This is a genomic window from Verrucomicrobium sp. GAS474 (assembly GCF_900105685.1).
Taxonomy (GTDB): Bacteria; Verrucomicrobiota; Verrucomicrobiia; order Methylacidiphilales; family GAS474; genus GAS474.
This window is the reverse complement of the sequence record NZ_LT629781.1, coordinates 2894132-2917790: the sequence shown is the minus strand read 5'-3', so window position 1 is coordinate 2917790 and position 23659 is coordinate 2894132. Positions and strand designations below refer to the sequence as shown.

The following is a 23659-nucleotide window of genomic DNA, read 5'->3' as shown; positions in this document are numbered from 1 at the left end:
TCGCATGCAATCACCGCTGCCAAAGAACTCGGCCCTCTTCGAGTGGGATTGCCACACCATCGAAGTGCGGTATCACCCTTGCCGTAAAGTCGGAAAGCGGACGCTCGGCAGGGACGGCCCCGCTATAGACGTAGGTGCCGGCGACGTCGGCTAACTGATGCATGCGCTTCATCTCCTGCCGAATGGGAGCGGCACCGGAGATTTCGTTGGCACAAAGCTCAACCCGAACCGCCTTGGGGTCGAGATCGTTAAGAAAAACCTGCACCTCGAAGAGATGCTGTTCGCCCAAGGTTTCCATTTTAAGGTCTCCAAAGCGGAGCGAGGCCCATTTTTGCTCCAAACTACGGCGCCAATCGATTATTTGACTGCCAATGGCGCCCTTGTTTGAGGTCCGTGCGCGGTACGCCTGGGCGGCGGGAAGATAGTGCCTTTCGGTGTATTCTCGCACGGTGCGGCTGGCTGAGAATTGGGGGGTCAACCGTGCCATGCTCTCCCGCATGCGGGCGACCCACGCGGTGGGAATGCCCTGAGTATCGCGGGCGTAAAATTCGGGGACCACCTCGTGTTCCAGCATGTCGTAGAGCATTTCGGCTTCGGCATCGTCCCATCCAGGATCGGTGCCGTGTTCCAGGCCGTCCCCGAGTGCCCAGCCGAGGTCGGGGACATAGGCTTCGGACCACCAGCCATCCAATTCCGAAAAATTGATGCCGCCGTTGACGAGGACTTTCATGCCGCTGGTGCCGCATGCCTCCCAGGGGCGCCGGGGAGTGTTGATCCAGACGTCGACCCCCTGCACCAGGTGTTCGGTCAACAGCATGTCATAGTCGCTCAGAAAGACGATATGGGGGCGGACTTCTGCCTGACGGATGAAACGGATCCATTGACGGATCAGGGCCTGTCCGGCGCGATCCTCGGGATGGGCCTTCCCGGCAATGATCAACTGCACCGGGCGCTGCGGATTCGATAGAAGACGGAGTAACCGCTCCGGATTGTGCAGGAGCAGGTTCGGCCTTTTGTAGGTGGCGAAACGGCGGGCGAAACCGAGTGTCAGCGCGTTGGGATCGAAGAGGTGCTTCATGCTCTCGACCTCTGCGGAGACTTCTCCGGACGAGGCCAATTGCCGGGCTATTCTTTCGCGCGCATACTCGACAAGGGATTTCCGGGCGGCGGTGCGGAACTCCCAGAGTTTGGCGTCGGGGACGTGGCGGATGTCCTCTTCCAGGTCCTCACACGTCCCGAGCCAGCGGTTCTTTCCGCAAGCCTCAGTCCAAAGGGCATCTGCCGGGGCAGAGTCCCAGGTCGGGACGTGGATCCCGTTAGTCACATGGCCAACAGGTACCTCGTCTTCCGGCCAACGGGGGAAAAGGGGCTCGAAGAGGTTCCTGCTCACCTTGCCATGCAGGCGACTCACCCCGTTCACCGCCCCACTCCCCCGAATGGCCAGGTAGGCCATATTGAAGCTTTCAGACGCATCGCCCGGGTTTTGACGCCCCAAAGCCAGGAGATCGTGTAGCGGGATGCCGAGCTTCTCTTCGGCATAGCGTCCGAGGTATTGCTCGATGAGCGCGGGAGGAAAACGGTCAAAGCCGGCGGTAACGGCCGTGTGGGTCGTGAAAAGGTTTCCCGCGCGAGTAGCCGCTAAGGCGACCTCGAAGGGCTGTCCGCTCTCCTCCATAAAACTGCGAGCACGCTCCAACACGGCAAAGGCCGCATGTCCCTCGTTGAGGTGACAAACCTCCGGCTGAATGCCGAGGGCGCTGAGTAGCCGCCATCCTCCGATTCCGAGCAGCATTTCCTGTTTGATACGCAGTTCCTGCCCGCCACCGTAAAGCTCGCTGGTGATGCCTCGATGAGCGGGGAAGTTGGCCGCGTCGTTGCTGTCCAGCAGGTATAGTTTGACCCGGCCGACTTGCACCTGCCAGGCGCGCAACCAGACCGAGTAACCGGGCAAGGCGATTTCTAACCGCAGCCACTCGCCGTTGGCGTGACGCAACGGCATGATGGGAAGTTGGCCGGGATCGTTGTAAGGATAGAGAGCCTGTTGCCCGCCCTCCTTGTCGATGACCTGCCTGAAATAGCCCTGCTGGTAGAGAAGCCCGACGCCGACGGCGGGAACTCCCAAATCGCTGGTGGCTTTGAGCTGGTCGCCAGCCACGTTCCCGAGACCGCCGGAGTAGATGGGCAAAGCTTCGCTCAACATGAATTCCATGCTGAAATAGGCGATGCAGGTGAGGGGAGACCCCGGATAATTCTCCTGAAACCAAGCGGGTGTCTCTTCCGCATGATGTTTTGCCAGCAGGAGGTCATCGACGTTCTTGCGAAAGGCAACGTCGGCCAAGAGGCATTTGAGCTTCTCTCGTGAAACTGTCTGAAGGACAACCCATGGATTCTGGGTGAGTTCCCACAACACAGGATCAAGCCGCCGCCAAACCTGGTCCGCGCCATGATTCCAAGACCAACGTAAATCCAGGGCCAACTCGGCGAGGGAATTGAATCCGTCCACATCGGTGGGCAGAAAACTGTATGCCGAATGGTTGATAGGCGTTGGCTGGGTCATGTTTTTCCTTAAGTTTTAGGGGGGCCTTTTCCCCGAAGTTTGATGGGCCGGGATGCCAAAGCCGCGTTCACAATGGCTTTGGCCTCTTCCAGGATAAGGTGCAAGTGATTGGCACCCTGAAAGCTCTCCGCATAAATTTTGTAGATATCCTCCGTTCCAGAGGGCCGGGCAGCGAACCAGCCGCTATCCGCGATGACCTTTAATCCGCCGATGGGCGCCCCGTTGCCGGGGGCGTGAGTGAGTACGGTCTCGATTCTTTCGCCGGCCAGATGAGAAATCTTGACCTGCCGGGGTGAGAGCTTCGCCAGACGTTCCTTTTGTTCGGGAGTCGCCGGGGCGTCGACGCGATCATAGGTGGGTTCCCCGAACTCGTGGGTGAGTTCGCGATAAAGTGTGGCTGGGTCTCGGCCCGTCCGGGCTGTCATCTCGGCCGCAAGCAGGCAGGGGATGATCCCGTCCTTGTCGGTCGTCCAAGGGGTGCCGTCTAGGCGGGAAAACGTGGCTCCAGCGCTTTCTTCGCCCCCGAAGCCGAGCGAGCCGTCAAGGAGGCCGTCGACAAACCACTTGAAGCCGACTGGGACCTCGAAAAGTTTTCGACCTAATTTGGAGACGACCCGGTCGATCATCCGACTGCTCACGACGGTCTTGCCGACCCCCGCCGCCGCAGACCACTTCGGACGATTCTTAAAAAGATAGTGGATCGCTACGCAAAGATAGTGGTTAGGCGGCAGCAAGCCTTCGCTTTTGGTCACGATTCCATGCCGGTCGTGATCGGTGTCGCAGGCAAAGGAGAGATCGAACTGCCCCTTCATGCCGATCAGGCGCTGCATCGCATAGGGAGAGGAGGGATCCATCCGGATCTGACCGTCCCAGTCGAGGGGCATAAAGCGAAAGGAGGGGTCGACCTCTTCACTGACGACGCTGAGATTCAGGCCATAGTGCTCTGCGATGCGTCCCCAGTAGTGAACCCCGGCACCCCCCATCGGGTCGACTCCCATGCTGAGTTTCACGCTTCGGATGAGGTCCATGTCGACCACACTCCCGAGATCGGCGATGTAGTCGCAGAGATAGTCGCTCCGATGAGTCGTGACGGCAGCGAGTGCTTTCGCCAGCGGGATCCTCTTCACTCCTTTAAGTCGGGATGACAGAAGCGCATTGGCCTTCTTCTCGATCCATCCGGTGGCGAGTGTGTCCGCCGGGCCCCCTTGGGGGGGATTGTATTTGAAACCTCCGTCCTGCGGCGGATTGTGGGAGGGGGTTACGACAATGCCGTCGGCGAGTCCCTTTTTCCTCCCTCGATTATAGTTGAGAATCGCATGGGAAATCACCGGAGTCGGAGTGTACTCGTCCCCGGCTGCGAGGATGACCTCGACTCCGTTTGCGCTGAGCACTTCCAAGGCGGTGGCATAGGCGGGAATCGAGAGGGCATGGGTGTCGATTCCCAGGAAGAGAGGCCCATCGGTTCCCTGCCTTTTTCGGTAAAGGCAGATCGCCTGAGTGATCGCGAGGATGTGGCTTTCGTTGAAGGATGTTTTGAAGGCGGTGCCGCGATGGCCGGAGGTGCCGAAAGCTACCCGCTGGGATGGCACCGTGGGGTCGGGAATGCCGGTGTAATAGGCTGTGACCAGGCAGGGGATGTGGAGCAACCTGTCCGGTTCTGAAGGTTTTCCTGCGAGGGGGCTTATTTTCATGTCGGGGAGGTCATGGCTTTCGTTCCAGATCTGCAACCTTGGCTAGCCGACGGCGATGACGTTCCTCACCGCTGAATCGGGCTGCGAGAAAGCTTTGAACCAAATCCCAGGCGAGTGAGTGACCTACCACGAGTCCTCCAAGGCAGAGCATGTTGAGATCGTCGTCCTCCACGCCCTGGTGTGCCGAAAAGACTTCGTGAATCAGGCAAGCCCGCACGCCTGCCACTTTGTTCGCGGCGACCGATGCCCCGACGCCGCTTCCACAGATGGCGATACCGCGGTCGACCTCTCCCCGGGATAGAACGTGGGCCAGCGGCACCACGAAATCGGGATAGTCGTCGTCGGGTTTGGGCTTCAGAACCCCAAAATCGATCACCTCATAACCGGCTTCGCACAACTTGCCCTTCAGATGCTCTTTCAATTCGTAACCGGCGTGGTCGGTGGCCATGCCGATGAATTTCGGTGTCTTGGCATGAGGGGGCGGGATATCGGGCATATTCTGTGGTGGGGATGCAAGTTCCGGTTCAGCCCGATTTTCAAACTGACTCCGACTTATTTTTGAACGAATTCGAGGTTCAGCGCGGGATAGTCGGTGTATCCCTTTTCCGTTCCTCCATAAAAAGTCGATTCATCGGGCGAATTCAACGGAGCATTCAGTTGAAAGCGATGAGGTAAATCGGGGTTCGCAATAAACAGCCGACCGAAGGCGACGGCGTCGGCGACGCCTTCCAACAGGGCTTGCGTCGCCGTCATGCGGGTGAAGCCGTTGGCGATGATCAACGGCCCGTGGAACTCTTTCCGGAGCGTGGCCAGGGGGACCGGCACCGCACCATGCCGAATGTCCTCTTCAGTCGAGACGATCAGATGTGCGTAGGCGAGGCCGAAGCGATTTAGTTCGTGCAGCACATGGCTGAACGTGGCCAACGGGTCCGAATCCCGCATGTCGTTGAACACGCCTCCAGGCGAAAAGCGAATGCCCACGCGATCGGCACCCCAAATCTTCGTCACGGCTTCGGTGACTTCCAGAGTGAGTCGGGAACGGTTCTCGACCGAACCACCGTATTCGTCTTCGCGGTGATTCGTGCCATCACGAAGGAACTGATCGAGCAGGTATCCGTTGGCATTATGGATCTCCACCCCATCGAATCCGGCTCTCCAGGCGTTCTTGGCCGCAGCGGCATATTGCGCGACAATTCCGGGCAACTCTTTGGTTTCGAGCGCGCGCGGTGTGACGTAAGACTGCAAGCCGCTTTCCGTGAGGGCCTGGCCCGACTGTGGGGCGATGGCGCTGGGGGCGACCGGCAGGCCTCCCTCCGGTTGGAAGGAGGGATGGGATATCCGCCCCATATGCCAGAGCTGAAGAAAAATCCGGCCGCCCGCCATGTGAACGGACTTCACCACGCCCTCCCAGCCTGCGATCTGCCCATCGGTGTAGATGCCGGGCGTATTGGGGCAGCCTGTTCCCTGTTGGGAAATAGCCGTGGCCTCGGAGACGATGAGGCCGGCTTTCGCCCGCTGAGTGTAGTACTCGGCCATCGAGAGGGTCGGCATCCTGCCAGGGCCCGCACGCATCCGTGTAAGGGGGGCCATGAGCAAGCGATTCGGCATCTCAACCGCCCCCAGACGCAGCGGAGTAAAAAGAGTCGGAGCATTCATCATTTCATTTGGATCGAAGTTCTGAATTCCACTCTCGTTTCTTCTCGTTGAGGGCGGTCAATTCGTTGTGATTAGGTGGAAAGCCAAGCCCACTCGACCTTGAGCTGATTATCTACCTCGAAGACTCCCGCCGCCGACCAAGCGGCTCGCGCGGCTTCATCCAATTCGGCATAGCTTCGAACTTTGCCTCGGAGTGTCACCTTGTTGTTCACGGTCACCACCTCGATCTTCTTGGCGTCCAAAAGGGCGCTCCGTTCGAAGGCCGATTCAATGGCCGATTTGACATCCCCTGCGGCCAGCTTGGGTTTGACGTGGATGAAATTGTTCACACCCGTGACGCCTGTCAGAAATTTGACAGCACCTTCTGCGGCGTCCCGCTGGTAGCCCCATTCCACTTGACCCTCCAAGGTGACCAAGCCTTCACGAACGATTACCTGGACGGCTCCTGTGGGGATCGTGGTGGAGTACTGGAGTTGATTGGCTGCGGCAGCGGCGACCTCTCCGTCGGTGCGATTGTGCAGGTCGGGCAGTTTGACTACGATGTCGTCGGCGATGGCGTTCACTCCACCGACCCGCTTGGCCGCGCGCACGGCATTCGATTTCTCACCGTAGCTCTCGACGAAGCCGGTGAGCGTCACCGCGCCATTCTTCACCAGGACGCCGATGTCGGTCATCTTGACGCTCGGCTCATACATAAGCTCGTCCAGCACGTCTCTCTTCAATTCCGCATCACTTTTCTCTAAAATAGCGTTCATATCGTTGGATATCCCTTTGCTCGTGTTGTTGATTGTCGAGTCATGCTGTTCTCTTCTCTGCTTTCACGAATGATTGGAAACGGAGGGAACGCGCAGCGGAGCAGTCACCTGCTTTTCATGACAGGAGGAGTTGACTCCTATATCCGGATCTTAGCTATAGGGTGTAACCCTACCCCGGGGGGTAGAACGGCCCTGTCTTTACTTCACTTTACGAAGCAAGACGGGGGTACAGTCGGGCTCCAATCACCACCAGGATGGCGGTCGTCAGCAAGATGACGGCGTAGTCGAATCCCAGGCCGAACGCGCTAGTGCTGTCAGCGAGCATGAACGTTCGCAGGGCATCGACGACATAGGTGAGGGGATTAAGGTGGGAAACGGTCTTCAACCACTCCGGCATGATGGAGGTCGGGTAGATCGCGTTGCTTGCAAAAAATAGCGGCATGGTGAGCACTTGGCCTACGCCCATGAAGCGTTCGCGCGTCTTCACGATGCACGCGATGATGAGTGAAAACGTCGAGAACAGGGTGGCTGCAAGGATGACAATCGTCAGGACGTTGAAGAGGGCGAGGGGGCTCCAATTCAGCTTCACCCCTAGAAACAGCGAGAGACCGTAGACGACCAGTGTTTGCGACAGGGACCGGATTCCTGCGGACAACCCTTTGCCCAGCACCAAGGCCGCCCGTGGGGTAGGGCTGGCGAGGAACTTCTGCACGATACCGAGGTCGCGCTCCCAGATGACGTTGACGCCGTAAAAGATGGCTACGAAGAGAACGCTTTGAGCCAGGATGCCCGGGGCGATGAAGTCGAGATAGGGAACATTGCCCGTATTGATCGCTCCACCGCGGGCGAAGACCTGCCCGAAAATGAGCATCCACAGAGCGGGCTGGAGAGCCCTCGTGATCAGTTCGGTGAAGTCGTGGCGTAGCTTGCGTAATTCGAATTCGGCGATGACAAACGTTTTGTCTATGAAACCGATGACGGGATGGATGGAAGTGGTGCTCATTTCATTGAATCAGCCAAGGCGCTGGGCTGCGGCACGTTCGGAAGAGACTGATCGAAGGGTACCCCCGGAGTAAAGGGACTCGCCCGCATAGTGGACGAAAACTTCACTCAGGGTATGGCTGCCTCCCAGGGCCGTCTCGAGTTCCTTACAGGTTCCTAGCGCAGCCACCTTACCGCGATTCATGATCGCGATCCGATCGCAATGGCTTTCCGCCTCCTCCAGGTAGTGGGTGGTAAAGAACAAGGTCGTTCCATAATTGGCTCTCAGATCGACGAGGTGCTTCCAAACGGCGTCGCGTGCGATTGGGTCGAGTCCGACGGTCGGTTCATCGAGGAAAAGGACCCTCGGTCGATGGAGTGTTGCCTGGGCTATCTCAAGCCGACGGATCATGCCCCCCGAGTATTCGCTGACGAGACGGTCGCTATCGGATGTCAGACCCATGAATTCCAGGGCCTCGCGGATACGCGCCTGCTGCTCGCCGTGCGGGATTTCATAAAGTTTCGAGAAGATAAGAAGATTCTCATACCCGGTGAGCGATCCATCGACGGAAACAGCCTGCGGCACATAGCCGATGGCGCGGCGGACGCCGAGCGCCTGGGTCGTGATCGAGCAGCCGGCCACCAGTGCGTCACCCGAGGAGGGGCGCAACAGCGTGGTGAGCATCTTGATTGTGGTGGTTTTGCCAGCCCCGTTGGAGCCGAGCAAGCCGAAGACCTCCCCGGCGTTGACCGAAAGGGTCAGGGCATCGACAGCCGTAAAGACACCGAAGTGACGAGTGAGGGCCTTGATCTCGAGAACGATGTCACTCATGGGGTATCCTGGGCTCAAGCTAGCTTCACAATCATCTTGCCGATGTTCTTGCCTTCAAAGAGGCCAAGGAAGGCATTCACAGCTTTGTCGAGCCCTTCGACGACGGTTTCCCGGCTCTTTAGTTCTCCAGCGCGGAAATAGCCGCCCACTTCCTTTTCAAACTCGGCTCGATAGCCGAGCCAATCGGTAACGATGAACCCTTTCATCGTAAGTCGTTTGGAGGTGATATTGAAAAGATTGGAAGGGCCGGGCCGTAGCTTTTCCTCGTTGTAACCCGAGATTCCTCCGCAGGCGATGATGCGACCGTGAACGCGCAAAACCGAGAGTGCGGCTTCGAGCGCTTCACCTCCCACGTTATCGAAATAGACATCGATGCCGTCGGGAGCCTCAAGGCTCAACTGCTCGAGGACGGGGGCAATGTGGTAATCGAAAGCGATATCGAAGCGGCACTCATCCCGTAGAAACATCACCTTTTCAACCGAACCGACCGAGCCGATAACCCGGCATCCCCGCAGTTTTGCGATTTGTCCCGCGATACTGCCGACGGCTCCCGCTGCTCCCGAAATAAAAACGATATCCCCGGCTTTGACTCCTACCAGGTTCAGTCCGGCCCACGCGGTCATGCCCGTCATCCCCAAGGCACCGAGCCAAGTCGAAAGCGGTTGAATCTCGCGACTGACCGGTTGCAGATCCTTGGCTGAAGCAACAAAGAGTTCTCTCCAGCCGAAATTGGAAAGAACGATGTCGCCTGGCTTGAATTGTCCGGAAAGAGACTCCACGACCTCGCCGATAGCCCCGCCTTCGAGTGGCTGGCCCAACTGGAACGGCGTTGCATACGATTTTCCCTCGTTCATCCGTCCCCGCATGTAGGGATCGACCGACATGTAAAGATTGCGGACGAGAACCTCCTCTTCTTTAAGGGGCTTTAACTCTACCTGCGCGAGCGTGAAATTATCGGCAGTTGGGACTCCCTTGGGACGGGAGGCCAATTGGATCTCGCGGCTTGTAGTTTTCGACATGCGTCAGTCTAGCCGGAGAGAGTTCGCAGGCGTATGGGGTGTTAACCCCATGCGAAACGAAGCAGGCTTTTTACGCGAGGTTCTTGACCGTGTGGCCAGGACTGCTTTTTGCCTGATCCAATGAGGGGCAAAGTGATCGACAGGTGCGCAGAAGCCCAATGAGACGTCGAAAGAAGTAAGCCCCTGTTATCCCATACAAACCGCTCAAGGTCACAAGAACCCCGGCGGGGGAGTGGTTCCATAGCAAGACCACGATGGATGCCGTCAAGGTCATGGCGGCGAGCAAACCGAAGACTGCGACACCCAATGCCAAAAGAGTAAGGTGGAGAAAACGCTCGCGGTCATCCTGGGAACTATCCGCAAGCGGAGGGTGAGTTGCTTTTGCTTTCATGGGGCTATGGTGCGTGCTTTTAAACAGTACGTGCTGTGCTGAAATGCCCTGGTTGAGTGCGACTACCTTGAGACGGTTGTGTCGCTGGCCTGATCCTAACCTAGTACACGACGGGACCGATGCCATAGGGTGTTACCCTACCGAAGAGGTGCGCCGCGCTAGCTGAGAACCGTAGACGGAATACTTTGAGGTCGGATTGCATTTTGCCGGTGGGGTACACACCCCATAGGAATCAACATCGTCTCGTCTTATTTTGAGCGCATGATTAAAAAACTCACAAAAATCCTAGCCGTAGGATCGATGGCTTTCCTGTTTTCTCAAACTGCGTTCGTCCAAGCCGCAGACATGAAAGAACGGATTCAATCTGCAATCCAGATTCTCGATCAGAAACAGGACTCTGCTGATCCCATTCCGGCCTCCTTATATGCTCATGCGAAGGGAGTGGCCATTTTCACCGTGACCAAGGCGGGCTTGGGGATCGGTGGGTTGGGAGGAGAAGGAATCGTTGTGGCGCGTCTTGGTGATATGAAGCTCCGTTCCTGGACGGCTCCCTCCGCCTTCAATGTCAGCGGGGCAAGCATTGGCGCTCAGATCGGTTTTACTGAAGCCCGCTATATCGTCATCTTGAACACGGATCATGCCGTCAGGCAGTTCACGAGCCATGGCAAGACCCGTCTGAACGCAACCGCTAGCGGCACGGCCGGATCCGATACGGCAACGGCAAAGGCATCGACGGCGGATCTCGAGAAAACAGAGATCGTTGTTTATAAGGACTCGGCCGGTGTCTTTGGTGGCGCGACCTTGGGTGGCACGTCGATTGAGCGCAAGAACAGCATCAACCGAGCAGCCTATGGGAATGATGTGCGCATCAAGGATATTCTGAACGGTACGATCAAGTCACCTGCATCGACAGATCGCCTGTACTTGCTCCTCGATGGTAAGGCGTAGAGGCGAAGCCACATCATCACTTTTCAAATATGAAATCGAATTGCAACGCTGTGGTGGCGATTTATAAGTCCCATGTCGAAGCCGAAGCTGCCGTCAAGGAACTTCAGCATGCGGGCATCGACATGAAGAAGCTGTCGATCGTGGGAAAAGATTATCAAACGGAGGAACACGTCGTTGGTTATTACAACATCGGCGACCGCATGAGATTCTGGGGCAAGACGGGAGCCTTTTGGGGCGGCATTTGGGGCCTGCTGCTCGGGTCTGCTTTCTTTTTTGTTCCAGGCATCGGACCGATGCTCGTAGCGGGACCGCTTGTCAATTGCATCGTCGGCGCGTTGGAGGGAGCTTTGGTTGTGGGCGGTCTGAGTGCCATTGGGGCCGGCTTGGTGGGAATGGGCATACCTAAGGACAGCATCGTGCAATACGAGACAGCGCTGAAGGCGGGCAATTTTATCGTGATCGCTCACGGTACGGAGGGAGATGCGACGCTCGCCCGTGCAACGATCAAGCGTACCAGTCCGGAGGGAGCCCAAGATTATACAATCCCTCCCGTCGGTGTCGAAGAGTGTCAGCTTAAAGCGTAGAGCCTTTATTGCTTCGTCTTGGGGCGTCCGAAAGGGCGCTCCGAGCTTTGGGCTATGCCAAGTGGCGAATAAAGTGCTTTGGGGAATCGTAGAGGAGGCGGTGACCGAGGCGGAACGCCTTCTCCTGGTGTTCGCGGCGTGCTTCTCGGGTGAAGCGGCGTAGGATCTTACTTTCCGAACGGAAAGAGGCTGTTTTCTGCAAGAGCGCCAAGTCGTGATCGTTGCCGAGATGGTTCTCCAATTGAAGAGCCTTTTCTTCGAGCTTTGAGTTCCTGAGGCCAAGCAGGTGCAGGGCATAGGCGAGATCCTTGGTGCGCTTTCTCCAGATGTGAAGACGGATGTCGGAGCGTTTCAACTCGGCCCGGGTCAGTGCTCGTTTCCAGCGGCGATAGAGCCGTTTTAGGCCGCGCTTCACGAGCTTCCGATCAACCTTTTTCCAAACAAGCTGTCCCCAGCATCTCTCGACTATCCTTAGGTTGCGTAGAGCATCTGAGATCAGGCGCCGGAAGGAAGTAGGGGGAGGGGGGGATGGAGGCTGAATACCCCACACTTCGTGCCACTTCCAGTAGGGTCTTATGAAGTGCTCTTTGATCCCGCAGGGGGCTGAGGGATTGTGCCGCTTTGCGCAAGGACTGGATGATTTGCTGAAGAATCTCCGCAGGAAGGGTATCTCGGAGCAGGCGGAGAGCGGAGCGCAGCTTTTTAATCGATCTCCGTGCTTCATGGATGCGAACGTCGCGTGTCTTTTGGGAGAGAGACTTGGAAAGGGCGGGGCTGAGTTGGCCTATCGCTTTTCTCAGTTCACCCAGCAATAGAGCCTTCCACTGCTGCTCTTTCATATCCTTAGAGACGCGCTTCAGAGATCAAGAAGCGTCTCATTTGTGAAAGTGCTCGCGGACTTTCGCGGCGATCTGGTGGTCCGTCATCTTGTCGTCGGTTTCGACGGTGATGATGCCTATCTCGTGCCTGCCTTTCTCCAAGCGCTTCTTCAACTCGCCTTTGGCTTCGCCGGGGCCGAAAATCAGAACGAATTCAGCGGTCCGAAGCGCTGCGATCACCTCATCGTAAAACTGGTTGAGCTGGCCCTCAAACTCTCTCTCTTGGCTGTCGTCGGCGGGGACCTCCTGCGAGTAACGAGTTGTCGAGCGAACGCCGTCGTATCGACCAAGCTGCTTGTCGACATTGGACCGTATTTCGATGATTTCGTCGCTGTGGGTTGAGACAACCACAATCACGGCTTTCCGATGATCGATCCATAAACCGGCAGATATTTTCATATGTGTATAAATCTTTAATTAAAAGTGAATTAGTGGGAGAGGTGGATCGGGCGGTCGTCTAAGAGACCGTTGGGGGCCGTCTTCTGGCTCGGTTAGCCTGGGGCAAGAGCTGGCATAGGGCTATGGGGTGATCACCCCATAGCAAATACACAGCCACAGCTTAGCCTGTTTGCAGCGCTCCGGTTTTAAAACACACGCTGCCTGAAATCAGCCGATTCGAAAGCTGTCCATAGAGCGACTAACTGCAATTCGGTTAGAAGAAACCATTCAAAAACACCCTTATGGCAAAAGTACTCGGCATTGATCTGGGAACAACGAACTCGTGCATGGCGGTCATGGAGGGAGGAGAACCTCTCGTTCTGGAGAACTCGGAGGGCAAGCGGATCACGCCGTCGGTGGTCGCGTTCACCAAATCCGGCGAACGGGTCGTCGGTGATGCCGCCAAGAGGCAGGCGGTAACCAACTCGCGCAACACGATCTACTCGATCAAGCGCTTCATGGGGCGTAAATTCGACGAAGTGCAGGAAGAGATCAAGCGGGTGCCTTACAAGGTCATCCGGGCTGCCAATGGCGATGCCGCTGTCGAGGTCACGGTCGATGGCAAACTGAAGCAGTTTAGCCCGCCCGAGATCTCGGCCATGATTCTTTCGAAGTTGAAGGCCGACGCGGAGATGCGGGTGGGTGAGAAAATCACCCAAGCGGTCATCACGGTTCCCGCCTATTTCAACGATTCCCAGCGGCAAGCCACAAAGGATGCGGGCCGCATCGCGGGGCTGGAAGTCCTTCGGATCATCAACGAGCCGACGGCGGCGTCCCTGGCTTACGGGCTCGATAAAAACAAGAACGAGGTGGTTGCTGTCTATGACTTGGGCGGAGGCACCTTCGATATCTCCATTTTGGACATTGGAGACGGTGTTTTTGAGGTCAAGGCGACCAATGGCGATACCCATTTGGGGGGTGACGATTGGGATGCCCGCATCATGGATTGGATTCTAGCCGAGTTCAAAAAGAGCCACGGTATGGAACTCGACAAGCAGCCCGATTCCCTTCAACGGATCAAGGAAGAGGCCGAAAAGGCGAAGATCGCCCTCTCCAGCACCATTGAATATGGGATCAACCTGCCGTTCATCACCGCCGATGCGAGCGGGCCGAAGCATATCGACCTGAAGCTCTCGCGGGCCAAGATGGACCAACTTTGCGAGGATCTCTTCGAGCGCACCATCGCGCCGGTCAAGAAGTGCCTCGAAGATGCCGGAATCACGGCCGACAAGGTCGATGAACTCGTCATGGTGGGCGGGATGACGCGAATGCCTCGGGTGGTCGAAACGGCCCGTTCGTTGGTCGACAAGAAGCCCCACCAGGGGGTCAACCCCGACGAGGTTGTGGCCGTAGGGGCCGCGGTACAGGCGGGGATTCTCAAGGGGGATGTGAAGGATGTCGTTTTGCTCGATGTGACGCCGCTGTCGCTGGGCATCGAGACGATGGGTGGCATCTTCACCAAGCTGATCGAACGCAATGCCACCATCCCGACGCACAAGTCGGAGACCTTCAGCACGGCGGCGGACAATCAGCCGGGGGTGGAGGTCCACGTCTTGCAGGGAGATCGCCCCCTGTCCAAAGACAATAAAACCATTGGCCGGTTTCAGCTTACCGACATCCCTCCCGCTCCCCGCGGAGTTCCTCAAATCGAAGTGTCGTTCGACCTCGATGCCAACGGGATCCTGAACGTGAGCGCAAAGGATATGGGGACTGGCAAGGAGCAGAAGATCACAATCACTGCCAGCAGCGGTCTGGCGAAGGAGGAAATCGACAGGATGCGCCGTGATGCCGATCTCCACGCCGATGACGACAAGAAGAAGCGCGAGGAAATCGAGGTGCGCAATGAAGCCGATAGCGCGGTCTATCGTTCCGACAAGATGTTCCGGGAAAATTCGGGAAAACTGTCCGAAAGTGACCGGTCGCAGATCGAGGAGTCGGCACAAAAGGTCAAAGACGCCCTCAAGGGCGACGATCTTTCCGCTATCAAATCAACCAGCGAACACCTGACTCAGGTTTGGCAGGCGGCGTCGGCGGCACTGTACCGCTCGTCATCGGCCAAGGCGAAAGAGGGCCAAGGTAATGCGCAGCCGAATGGATCGGGGAAGCCGCGGCAGAACGAGGGCGATGTCATTGATGCCGAGGTTGTCGACGAACAGCCCACGCCTTAGCCGAGCACTTTATGAATCAAAAGCACCAACAATCCCCCGTGCCTCCCGGCGGCCCCAATACCGAGACGAGTCCGTCCGGGGATGCGGTTCCCGATTCGCTTAAGGAAGAACTGGCAGAGCAGAAAGATCGCTACCTTCGTTTGGCCGCCGACTTCGACAACTTTCGGAAAAGAACCGCGCAGGAGGCGGAACGCCGATCCCTTGCGAAGGAGGATGCGCTTATCAACGAAATCCTCCCCGTCATCGATAATCTGGAGCGTGCGCTCGCGGTGGGGCCCGATACGTCGTTTGTTCAACTCCTTGAGGGGGTGAGTATGATCTTGCAACAGTTCCGGCAACTCCTGTACCGCCACGATATCGAGGTGGACGTGAGCCTGGGGAAGCCGTTCGATCCGCTTCGTCATGAGGCGATCGGATCACGTAACGTTGCCTCGCAACCCGACCACGCGATCCTCGAAATAGTCCAACAGGGCTATCATCGGGGAGATGGGATACTTCGGGCGGCCAAGGTCATCGTCAACGACCATAGCCAATAGGGCGATCCACGATGTCCGTTGAGTTCAAAGACTATTACGCGACACTCGGGGTTCCCCGTGATGCCGACGACGATGCGATCAAGAAGGCCTTCCGAAAGTCGGCTAGAAAATATCATCCGGACGTGGCGAAGGACAAAAAGGCCGGTGAAGCCAAGTTCAAGGAAATCAACGAGGCGCATGAAGTCCTGAGCGACCCGCAAAAGCGCAAGCGGTACGATGAACTGGGGGCGAATTGGAAGGAGGGGGCGGCCTACCAACGACCGACGGCATCGCAGCAAGGTCCCCGTGCGTCGAGTGGTGGAAAGACTCAGGATTTCCACTTCGGCGGAACGGGATTCAGCGATTTCTTCGAAGAGATGTTCGCCAGGAATGGGGAATCGGGGTTTTCATTCGAGGAGGGGGGGAGGGGGGCCGGACAATCCAGCAGATCGCATGGCGGCGTCCCCGGGAACGACGTCGAGGGCGATATCCTCGTCACCCTCAACGAGGTTTTGCATGGAGCCGTCCGGGATATTTCGCTGGCGAGCACCAATCCGCAGAGCGGGCAGACTCAATCACACCAATTCAAGGTTCGGATACCGGCCGGTGTCGCGGAGGGGCAACGTATCCGCGTGCCTGGAAAAGGTGGCGAGGGCTTCGGGATGGCTAAAGCCGGCGATCTGTATTTGAGGGTGCGATTGGCAGCGCATCCCGATTTCCAAGTTCGAGGTGCCGATCTTTATTATGATCTCGATCTCGCTCCGTGGGAGAGTGTTCTGGGAACGACCGCGAAAGTTCCCACTCTCACCGGAGAGGTCAATGTCCGCATCCCGCCGGGAACGAACAATGGACAGCAATTACGAGTGCCGAAGCACGGTTTGCCAACAGGGAAAAGCGGAACGCCGGGAAACCTCTACGTGACGGTCGACATTCAGCTTCCCAAGACCATCAATGATGAAGAGCGGGCCCTCTGGGTAAAGCTCGGTCAAGTTTCGACCTTTGCCGCCAGAAAAAGAGCGTGATGTCACTGGATTCATGATGACTCCTCAACTCAAGAAAAACGGGGTGATTGCCGCCGTCGTCGTTGTGGGGCTCATAGGAATCGCTATCGGAATTCGATTCGTCCTCAAACCTTCCGGGCCGGGTGTCGGCTTCGTAAGCGGCAATGGACGAATCGAGGCGACGGAAATCAATGTGGCCACCAAGCTTCCCGGACGAGTGCAGGACATCATGGTGGAGGAAGGCGATTTTGTCCAAGTCGGCCAGGCGTTGGTGCAAATGCAGGTCGATGTCCTCGACGCGCAGCGTGACGAGGCACGTTCCCAATCCCGGCAGGCGGAAAACGAGGTCACGAGTTCCGTGGCACAGACTGCGGCGCGAAGGAGCGACAAGGCCGCGGCTCAGGCTGTGGTGGTGCAACGGGAAAGCCAACTCGATGCTTTTAAAAAGCGTGTCCTTCGCACCGGCCCGTTGTCCGCGGCGGGAGCGGTGTCGGTTCAGGAGTTTGACGATGACCGCGCCAATGCGGATAGCGGCGAAGCGTTGTTGACGGCGGCAAAGGCCCAGGTGGTTGCCGCCCAGGCGGCAATCGATGCAGCCCAAGCTCAGGTCGCGGGCGCCCATTCCGGAGTGGCTGTGGCCGAGGCGAAGATCGCAAGCATCGAGGCCGACATTCAGGACAGCCGGCTTAAGTCGCCCCGGGAGGGCCGTGTGCAGTATCGCATCGCGCAGCCAGGCGAGGTTTTGGCTGCCGGTGGCAAGGTGCTCAATTTAGTCGACTTGAACGACGTCTACATGACCTTCTTTCTGCCCGAGGCTATCGTGGGGAGGATTCCTCTAGGGAGTGACGTTCACATCGTGCTCGACGCTGCGCCTCAGTACGTCATCCCGGCGAAGGTCTCCTACGTTTCCAGTACCGCTCAGTTCACACCGAAGACCGTGGAAACGGCCAGCGAACGCCAGAAGTTGATGTTTCGGGTCAAGGCCCGGATCAATCGTGATCTGTTGCAGAAGCATTTGAAATCGGTCAAGACCGGCCTCCCTGGAGTGGCGTGGCTGAAGCTCGATCCCGCGGCTCCTTGGCCTGCCAATCTCGAAATCAAGGTGCCAGAATGACCGCGAGGTCGGTTCCTTCCGTCTCAGTGGCCTCTCTGTCTGGGGTCGGTCTTCATTACGGAAAGACCGTGGCTCTGGACGATATCACACTAGATATTCCCGGTGCATGCATGGTGGGCCTGATCGGGCCGGACGGAGTGGGTAAATCGAGTCTTCTGTCATTGTTGGCGGGGGCCCGTGCGGTCCAGCGGGGAGGCGTCCAGGTCTTGGGTGGCGATATGGGCGATACCCGCCATCGCAACCGTGTCTGTCCCCACATTTCCTATATGCCCCAAGGGTTAGGAAAGAACCTCTATCAAACTCTTTCGGTTGAGGAAAACCTTCAGTTCTTTGGCCGCCTCTTCGGCCATGACGCCGCCGAGCGACGACGGCGAATTGACGAGCTGACCCAGAGGACGGGCCTTTTTCCATTTCTATCCCGCCCGGCGGGAAAGCTTTCCGGAGGTATGAAGCAGAAGGTGGGCCTATGCTGCGCGCTGATTCACGATCCGGATTTCCTGATTCTCGATGAACCGACCACCGGAGTCGATCCGTTGGCTCGATCCCAGTTCTGGGACTTGATCAAACACATCCGAGCGGAACGCACCGGAATGAGTGTGATCGTCGCCACGGCCTATATGGACGAAGCCCGGCAATTCGATTGGTTGGTCGTGATGGATGCCGGAGGGGTATTGGCGACGGGTTCGCCTGCCGAGCTGCTGGAGCGCACCCAGAGCGAAACGCTCGACGCGGCCTTCATTGCGCTATTGCCGGAAGAGAAGCGCCGCGGACATCGGTCTGTGGTGATTCCGCCGCTCGCCGAGGACGAACATCCCGAAATCGCGATCGAGGCAGCCGATCTTACCATGCGCTTCGGTGATTTTGTCGCGGTCGATCATGTTAATCTTCGCATTCGTCGCGGCGAAATCTTCGGCTTCATCGGTTCCAATGGTTGCGGAAAGTCGACGACCATGAAGATGCTAACAGGGCTGCTGCCCGCCAGCGAGGGGCGGGCGGCGTTATTCGGGAACGAGGTCGATCCGAGGGATATCACCACACGGCGCCGCGTGGGCTATATGTCCCAATCCTTCTCGCTTTATTCGGAACTGTCGGTGCATCAGAATTTGGTACTGCACGCACACCTGTTTCAGATTCCTGTCGCGGAGATTCCGGCGAGGGTGGACGAAATGGTAGGCCGCTTTGGGCTTGGCAAGGTGCTTGACGCGATGCCCGACACGTTGCCGCTAGGCGTTCGCCAGCGCCTTTCTCTGGGCGTCGCAATGGTTCATAAACCGGATCTCTTGATCCTAGACGAACCGACGTCGGGCCTCGATCCCGTCGCCCGGGACAGCCTGTGGCAATTGATGGTAGATCTGGCGCGCAAGGACAAGGTGACGATCTTCATATCGACGCACTTCATGAACGAAGCGGGACGCTGCGATCGCATTTCGCTGATGCACTCAGGGCATGTATTGGTTACCGGTGTCCCGTCGGATTTGGTGCGACAGCGCGGGGCCTTGACGCTCGAGGACGCCTTTATTGGATATTTGGAGGATGCCGGCGCTCGCGGTCCGGAGGTTGCGAAAACAACGAAGTCTCCCCAACCGATCCAGATCGTCCTGCCCACGGGAGGAGCCTTCTTCAGTTTCGGCCGCGCTTGGAGCTACAGTCTGCGCGAGACGTTGGAACTCAAGCGTGATCCGGTGCGTGCGACCATGGCTCTCTTGGGGACCGCGATCCTTATGTTCGTCGTCGGATACGGAATCAGTCTTGATGTGGAAAACCTGACCTATGCCGTACTGGATCGGGATCAGACGACGCTTAGCCAGAACTATGCCCTGAATCTCTCGGGCTCGCGGTACTTCCTTGAGCGCCCTCCGATCACGGACTTCGCCGACCTCGATCGGCGGATGCGGGCCGGTGAACTCTCGCTGGCGATCGAGATTCCTCCAGGTTTCGCCCGCGATGTGCAGCGGGGGGATGCGGTGCAGATTGGCGCGTGGATCGATGGAGCGATGCCCGCACGTGCCGAGACAGTTCAAGGATATGTGCAGGGAATGCACCAGGGATGGCTGACGGAAATGGCCACACATCGGCTGGGACAGGATGCCGCCACCGGTGTTGCCCCGGCTACGATTGAAGTCCGCTTTCGTTACAATCCTGACGTTAGGAGTCTGCCTTCCATCGTCCCTGCGGTGATTCCGATGCTGTTGCTGATGATTCCGGCCATGCTTACTGCGCTGTCGGTCGTTCGTGAAAAGGAACTCGGTTCGATCGTGAACCTCTACGTAACCCCGGTGACGCGGAGCGAGTTTCTCCTCGGCAAGCAACTGCCCTATATCGTGCTGGCGATGTTCAACTACGGGCTGATGGTTCTGTTGGCTATCACGCTTTTCCACGTGCCTGTCAAAGGCAGCTTTCTGACGCTGACCGGAGCCGCGTTCCTATTCGTGATCTTTTCGACCGGATTCGGACTCTTCGCCTCCACTTTCACACGCAGCCAGATTGCGGCGCTCTTCATGACGATGATTGGGACGATGATTCCCTCCATTCAGTTTGCGGGAATGCTGAACCCCGTTTCCTCGCTGGAAGGAGTTGGCGCATTCATCGGCCATGTTTACCCGGCTTCGCATTTTCTTACGATCTGCCGTGGGGTATTTAACAAGGCTCTCGGATTTTCCGGTCTTCATGCTTCGTTTTGGCCGTTGCTTCTGGCTGGGCCGGTTATCCTTGGCCTTTCCATCGTGTTGCTGAAAAAACAGGAATCCTGACCGTGTCCTATCTAGCCACGATTTACCGCCTGGGTGTGAAGGAGCTGTGGAGCCTCGCCCGGGATCCGATCATGTTGGTTCTGATCGCCTACACCTTCACGGTGTCGATCTACGTCGCAGCGACGGCGATGCCGGAGACGTTGCATAACACACCGCTGGCCATCGTCGACGAGGATAGCTCGCCGCTGTCGGCACGCATCGCCTCTGCCTTTTCCCCGCCTCGCTTCAATTCCCCGGCGATGATCCCGTTATCCCAAATCGACTCCGGCATGGATGCCGGCGACTACACTTTTGTCTTGGATATTCCGCCTGACTTTCAGCGGGACGTTCTGGCGGGAAAATCGCCCGCGGTTCAGCTTAACGTCGACGCTACGCGCATGACGCAGGCATTTACGGGCAGCAGCTACGTCCAGCAGATCTTGCAGGGTGAGGTGGTCGAGTTTGTTCAGCGCTATCGGGGCAGTGCGCCGTCGGCGGTGGAGTTGGCGCTGCGTGTGCGCTTCAATCCCAATCTGGAAGAGGCTTGGTTCGGGTCTTTGATGGAGATCATCAATAACGTGACCATGTTGTCGATCATTCTGACCGGAGCGGCTCTGATCCGCGAACGCGAGCATGGCACCATCGAACACCTGCTGGTGATGCCGATCACGCCAGCCGAGATCATGTTGGCCAAGATTTGGGCGATGGGGCTGGTGGTGTTGCTGGCTGCCGCTCTCTCTCTCATCTTTGTGGTGCAGGGCGTCTTGAGGGTGCCAATCGAAGGCTCCGTGATGCTGTTCTTGGCCGGAGCGGCACTGCATCTTTTCGCCACCAACTCGATCGGGATCTTCATGGCGACCATGGCACGTTCGATGCCCCAGTTTGGCATGTTGGCGGTGTTGGTCTTACTTCCCTTGCAGATGCTCTCAGGCGGGACGTCGCCGCGTGAAAGCATGCCTTGGTTTGTTCAGGAGATGATGCTCTTAGCGCCCACCACCCACTTCGTGGCTCTGGGGCAAGCCATTCTCTACCGTGGCGCCGGCCTCGACGTGGTATGGCCGCAATTTCTTGCGCTAGCTGGGATCGGAGGCACGTTCTTCGTTATCGCGCTGTACCGCTTTCGCAAGGCCATCAGTCAGATGGCCTAGTAGGAGCACCCCAAGACAAGCCGATCAGCTTGAAGTGGGGTGAATAAGGGTGGCGGCTACTGCTGGGAGTCCGATTCGCGGCGATCCTTTTGCTCGGCTACCTGGGCGGCTTGGAGCATTTGATCGTGTTCGGCTTCACTGACGCCCTCCTCGACGAGCTGGGCACTTGCACTCCGGCCATCCTCGTCTTCGTCTTCGCTCGCGGATTCGGGGGTCTTGTGCCCGGTGGATGCCAGCGCGGGATCCCAGGGGTTCGGGTCGGGTATCGCTTCTAGCATCGCCTCTTGCGGATCAATGTCCGATCCCCCCGTCAGTTCACGCTTGGCTTGATCGTAATCGGCCTGTGTCGGGGCGTGATTGGCGATCAGGGCCAGTTCCTCTCCTCGCGCGCGAACCATTTCGTCGGTGACCGGTCCGATCCCGACGGCGTTCTCGGTGAGAATGCCTTTGTAGAGGGGATTGGTGTTCACGAGTTGAAAATCAATCGGGTGTGGGAGGCGGGCTTGGATTTGAAGCTCTCCCGATCGTCAGCGTCGAGCCAATCGAACGTGGTCGTCTTTTCGGGGTTAAGTCCGAGCTTCTGGCAGTTGTTGATGAAGGCGGTTCGCCGTTCCGGATTCTTCATCGGGCTGGCGGCCTCCGCTTCGTCCGACCAAGCCTTGATCTCGGCCGCCGTTTTCGGCGTGCCGTTGGCTTGGAGCCAGGCTCCGACTTCCTCGTCGCTCGAATTTCGGACGGCGGCCGTGAATTGCTCGCCGTTGATCCCCTTGAAGTCGAAAAGGGTCTTGTCGAGGGGGCAGTCGTAATGATATTCGCCGAGCGTGTTTGTCAGGCTGGCTCGGCATTTGTCGAGGGTACGCCGGGCGATGGCGAAGCCGGAGATGCGGTCGCGCGGGCTGTGGGGGGCTTGCTGAGAGAGGTCTCGGGTCGTGGTGTGTTTATTCATGTTTTTCCTTTTGCTTATGAGGGAATCGAATCCTACTTGTGTGCCTGAGCATGGGCTTCGACGAACCACAGCCATTTGTCGATGCCGCGGGAAATCTCGGTGAAGAGATCGGCGGTGTCGGCGTCGTCGAGATCGGTCGCTTCGTTGATCGCATTGCGTGCTTCGTAGCCGAACGCGGAAAGGGCCGTAGAGACGGCAGAGACATGGGCGGTTCCCTCGGAGATCTCAATGGGGTATTCCTCGAGGATCGAGTGGGTAGCGGAGAGACGAACCGTTCCTTCGGCGACGCCGCCGAGCTGAACGATGCGCTCGGCGATCAGGTCGACGTAGGATTCGACCGATTCGGCCACCTTGTCGAAGAGTTCGTGGAGGCCGATGAAGTTGGGGCCCTTCACGTTCCAGTGCGCCTGCTTCATCTGCATTTGCAAGTCGACGGCATCGGCCAGACGACGATTCATCAGCGCGTTGAGATCGGCGCGGCGATCCTGGGTGATGTCGTTCTCGGTCTTGTACATCTTGGGCTCTTCATTCCCGGTTTCGGCGGAGGGAGCGGCTTCGGTGCGTTTTTTTTGTAAATCCATGGGAAAGAGTAGCCTTGCCAGGGGAGGGGAGCCATGGGGTGTAACCCTACTGGGGGAGCCTCTTCTTTTTTTCAGAGGGCGAAGGGTTATCTTCGGGATACGTCTTGGTGCTGGGCCAGAGAAGCCGCCAAGGTTGTCGTTTCAGGGTGTCTGTCAGTTGTTCCGTGTTGTCGATCACCTTGGGAATATTGGATCGATTTAGGGTCTCCATGAAGGTCTTGGCATTCTGGAGGGTGAGGGAGAGGTCGGAATTAGGGCCGGTAAGTCGCGTGATGTTATTGCTTACGGCTTCGGATAGGCCGGGCACGCGTTCCCCCACAAATAGGGCATGGTTTTCGGCCAACCCCGACGTTTCATCTCCGTGAACGAAATCAATTACTTGCTGTCCCATGAGGCTCTGTTGGGACAAGTGGACGGTGACATGGCGATAGATCTCAGCATCCCTTGCCACTCGTATATCGATCAAGACCTCGTAATCCGGATGTCCCGGTGGCCGTTGTGCCATTGGCACGGGGGAATGGAGTGCGGTGACTTTGCCTATCTCGCGCCCCGCAAGAAGAACCGAGGCGCCGGGTCGAATTCCGTCGGCGTTATCGTAGTAGATTCGATAGGAGTGGAGCGGTTTGATGAGGCCTGGCATTCCAATGAGGACCAATACGGTGATAAAGATCCCGAAGGTCACAAGCACAAGGATTCCCGTTGCGATCTCGTTTTTATGAATTTGCAT

Annotated in this window: 22 protein-coding genes; 8 read left to right on the top strand and 14 right to left on the bottom strand. The window is 57.7% G+C overall.

All coding sequences use genetic code 11. The features are described from left to right. Nucleotides 1–10 precede the first annotated feature (10 nt). The 8 genes from glgP to BLU04_RS12225 form a co-directional block, all read right to left on the bottom strand. The gene (gene glgP, locus BLU04_RS12260; protein WP_093286489.1) at nucleotides 11–2557 is read right to left on the bottom strand and encodes an alpha-glucan family phosphorylase; all 2547 of its coding nucleotides are present in this window, start codon (nucleotides 2555–2557) and stop codon (nucleotides 11–13) included. 8 nt (nucleotides 2558–2565) lie between these two features. Further along, nucleotides 2566–4248 carry a phosphoglucomutase (alpha-D-glucose-1,6-bisphosphate-dependent) gene (pgm, locus tag BLU04_RS12255; RefSeq protein WP_093286486.1) on the bottom strand — a complete coding sequence of 561 codons (1683 nt, stop codon included), beginning with the start codon at nucleotides 4246–4248 and terminating at the stop codon, nucleotides 2566–2568. Nucleotides 4249–4258: 10 nt separating this feature from the next. After that, complete coding sequence (locus BLU04_RS12250) at nucleotides 4259–4696, bottom strand: RpiB/LacA/LacB family sugar-phosphate isomerase (RefSeq protein WP_197672957.1); 438 nt, start codon at nucleotides 4694–4696, stop codon at nucleotides 4259–4261. A gap of 104 nt (nucleotides 4697–4800) precedes the next feature. Beyond that, entirely contained in the window at nucleotides 4801–5907 is a 1107-nt protein-coding gene (locus BLU04_RS12245; protein WP_093286482.1) for an alkene reductase, read from the bottom strand. Between the two features lie 68 nt (nucleotides 5908–5975). Further along, nucleotides 5976–6659 carry a BON domain-containing protein gene (locus BLU04_RS12240; protein ID WP_093286479.1) on the bottom strand — a complete coding sequence of 228 codons (684 nt, stop codon included), beginning with the start codon at nucleotides 6657–6659 and terminating at the stop codon, nucleotides 5976–5978. Nucleotides 6660–6867: 208 nt separating this feature from the next. After that, complete coding sequence (locus tag BLU04_RS12235; RefSeq protein ID WP_093286476.1) at nucleotides 6868–7662, bottom strand: ABC transporter permease; 795 nt, start codon at nucleotides 7660–7662, stop codon at nucleotides 6868–6870. Nucleotides 7663–7671: 9 nt separating this feature from the next. Next, complete coding sequence (locus BLU04_RS12230; RefSeq protein ID WP_093286474.1) at nucleotides 7672–8472, bottom strand: ATP-binding cassette domain-containing protein; 801 nt, start codon at nucleotides 8470–8472, stop codon at nucleotides 7672–7674. Between the two features lie 14 nt (nucleotides 8473–8486). Continuing rightward, nucleotides 8487–9491 (bottom strand): NADP-dependent oxidoreductase, encoded by a 1005-nt coding sequence (locus BLU04_RS12225; protein ID WP_093286471.1) that lies wholly within the window; start codon nucleotides 9489–9491, stop codon nucleotides 8487–8489. Between the two features lie 652 nt (nucleotides 9492–10143). On the opposite strand from BLU04_RS12225, the gene BLU04_RS12220 reads away from it, so the two are divergent. Continuing rightward, a complete protein-coding gene (locus BLU04_RS12220; protein ID WP_093286469.1) occupies nucleotides 10144–10830 on the top strand; it encodes a lipid-binding SYLF domain-containing protein in 687 nt (228 codons plus the stop codon). A gap of 29 nt (nucleotides 10831–10859) precedes the next feature. After that, on the top strand, nucleotides 10860–11414 hold the full coding sequence (locus BLU04_RS12215; RefSeq protein WP_093286466.1) for a general stress protein: 555 nt from the start codon (nucleotides 10860–10862) through the stop codon (nucleotides 11412–11414). Nucleotides 11415–11466: 52 nt separating this feature from the next. Here BLU04_RS12215 and BLU04_RS17250 read toward each other — a convergent pair whose 3' ends face one another. Beyond that, on the bottom strand, nucleotides 11467–12138 hold the full coding sequence (locus tag BLU04_RS17250; protein WP_093286464.1) for a CHAD domain-containing protein: 672 nt from the start codon (nucleotides 12136–12138) through the stop codon (nucleotides 11467–11469). Nucleotides 12139–12289: 151 nt separating this feature from the next. Continuing rightward, the gene (locus BLU04_RS12200) at nucleotides 12290–12691 is read right to left on the bottom strand and encodes a hypothetical protein (RefSeq protein ID WP_093286461.1); all 402 of its coding nucleotides are present in this window, start codon (nucleotides 12689–12691) and stop codon (nucleotides 12290–12292) included. Nucleotides 12692–12972: 281 nt separating this feature from the next. On the opposite strand from BLU04_RS12200, the gene dnaK reads away from it, so the two are divergent. Genes dnaK through BLU04_RS12170 form a run of 6 tightly spaced genes read left to right on the top strand, consistent with a single transcriptional unit; the run spans nucleotide 12973 to nucleotide 21405 of the window. Continuing rightward, complete coding sequence (gene dnaK / locus BLU04_RS12195; protein ID WP_093286459.1) at nucleotides 12973–14898, top strand: molecular chaperone DnaK; 1926 nt, start codon at nucleotides 12973–12975, stop codon at nucleotides 14896–14898. An 11-nt stretch (nucleotides 14899–14909) separates the two neighbouring features. Further along, nucleotides 14910–15434: a nucleotide exchange factor GrpE gene (locus tag BLU04_RS12190; protein ID WP_093286457.1), complete on the top strand. Its 525-nt coding sequence runs from the start codon at nucleotides 14910–14912 to the stop codon at nucleotides 15432–15434. A gap of 11 nt (nucleotides 15435–15445) precedes the next feature. Then, the gene (locus tag BLU04_RS12185; protein WP_093286454.1) at nucleotides 15446–16435 is read left to right on the top strand and encodes a DnaJ C-terminal domain-containing protein; all 990 of its coding nucleotides are present in this window, start codon (nucleotides 15446–15448) and stop codon (nucleotides 16433–16435) included. 16 nt (nucleotides 16436–16451) lie between these two features. Next, nucleotides 16452–17528, top strand: a complete 1077-nt coding sequence (locus tag BLU04_RS12180; protein ID WP_162274709.1) for an HlyD family efflux transporter periplasmic adaptor subunit — start codon at nucleotides 16452–16454, stop codon at nucleotides 17526–17528. After that, on the top strand, nucleotides 17525–20278 hold the full coding sequence (gene rbbA, locus BLU04_RS12175) for a ribosome-associated ATPase/putative transporter RbbA (protein ID WP_093286448.1): 2754 nt from the start codon (nucleotides 17525–17527) through the stop codon (nucleotides 20276–20278). The genes BLU04_RS12180 and rbbA overlap by 4 nt, the downstream gene beginning before the upstream one ends. Nucleotides 20279–20280: 2 nt before the next feature. Further along, nucleotides 20281–21405 (top strand): ABC transporter permease, encoded by a 1125-nt coding sequence (locus BLU04_RS12170; RefSeq protein WP_093286445.1) that lies wholly within the window; start codon nucleotides 20281–20283, stop codon nucleotides 21403–21405. A gap of 56 nt (nucleotides 21406–21461) precedes the next feature. Here the strand turns inward: BLU04_RS12170 and BLU04_RS12165 are convergent, their stop codons facing one another. From BLU04_RS12165 to BLU04_RS12150, 4 genes are read right to left on the bottom strand one after another with little or no spacing between them, the layout of a single operon-like run. Continuing rightward, nucleotides 21462–21875, bottom strand: coding sequence for a hypothetical protein (locus BLU04_RS12165; protein ID WP_093286442.1), 414 nt, complete (start codon nucleotides 21873–21875; stop codon nucleotides 21462–21464). Then, the gene (locus tag BLU04_RS12160; RefSeq protein WP_157895330.1) at nucleotides 21872–22351 is read right to left on the bottom strand and encodes a DUF5069 domain-containing protein; all 480 of its coding nucleotides are present in this window, start codon (nucleotides 22349–22351) and stop codon (nucleotides 21872–21874) included. The genes BLU04_RS12165 and BLU04_RS12160 overlap by 4 nt, the downstream gene beginning before the upstream one ends. A 32-nt stretch (nucleotides 22352–22383) precedes the next feature. After that, complete coding sequence (dps, locus tag BLU04_RS12155; RefSeq protein ID WP_197672956.1) at nucleotides 22384–22932, bottom strand: DNA starvation/stationary phase protection protein Dps; 549 nt, start codon at nucleotides 22930–22932, stop codon at nucleotides 22384–22386. 46 nt (nucleotides 22933–22978) lie between these two features. Next, the gene (locus BLU04_RS12150) at nucleotides 22979–23659 is read right to left on the bottom strand and encodes an MlaD family protein (RefSeq protein ID WP_093286435.1); all 681 of its coding nucleotides are present in this window, start codon (nucleotides 23657–23659) and stop codon (nucleotides 22979–22981) included.